The organism is Mesorhizobium sp. M7A.F.Ca.CA.003.01.2.1 (assembly GCF_003998945.1).
Classification (GTDB): Bacteria; Pseudomonadota; Alphaproteobacteria; order Rhizobiales; family Rhizobiaceae; genus Mesorhizobium; species Mesorhizobium ciceri.
Genome location: NZ_RZRA01001598.1, coordinates 1 through 560 on the forward strand (window position 1 = coordinate 1; position 560 = coordinate 560).

1 protein-coding gene is annotated in these 560 nt (G+C 69.1%); it reads left to right on the forward strand.

Features of this window, described 5'->3' with window-relative positions; all coding sequences use genetic code 11:
* On the forward strand, positions 1-560 hold a 560-nt coding region (locus tag EN969_RS34450), incomplete at both ends, for a DJ-1/PfpI family protein (RefSeq protein WP_127419951.1).

Sequence of the window (560 nt, forward strand, 5' to 3'; positions counted from 1 at the left end):
GTTGAGGCGCGTGCCGGCGCGGCGCACCACCAGCGTCTGCACCGGCGCGTACCTGCTGGCACGGGCGGGATTGCTCGACGGCCGCCGCGCCACCACGCACTGGGCCAGCAGTCACGACTTCCACCGCCGCTACCCGAAGGTCAGGCTGGATGCCGAGCGTATTTTCATCAGGGATGGCGACATCTGGACGTCGGCCGGCATCTCGGCCGGAATAGACCTGGCGCTTGCCCTCGTCGAAGATGACCTTGGCGCTGAAGTGGCGCGCCGCACCGCACAGCAGATAGTCATGCACCAGCGCCGGCCGGGCGGCCAGTCGCAATTCTCGGCCTTCGTCGAACTGGGCGGGCGAACCGGCCGCTTCGCCGCGCTGATCGAGTGGGTGCGGGCAAACCTGGCCGAACCGCTGACCGTCGAATGCCTGGCCGATCACGCGGCCATGAGTCCCCGCAACTTCGCCCGCGCCTTCACGTCCGAGACCGGCGTCACGCCGGCAAAGGCGGTAGAGCGCATGCGCCTCGATACGGCCCGCACGGCGATCGAGACCAGCCATCTCCCGCTTG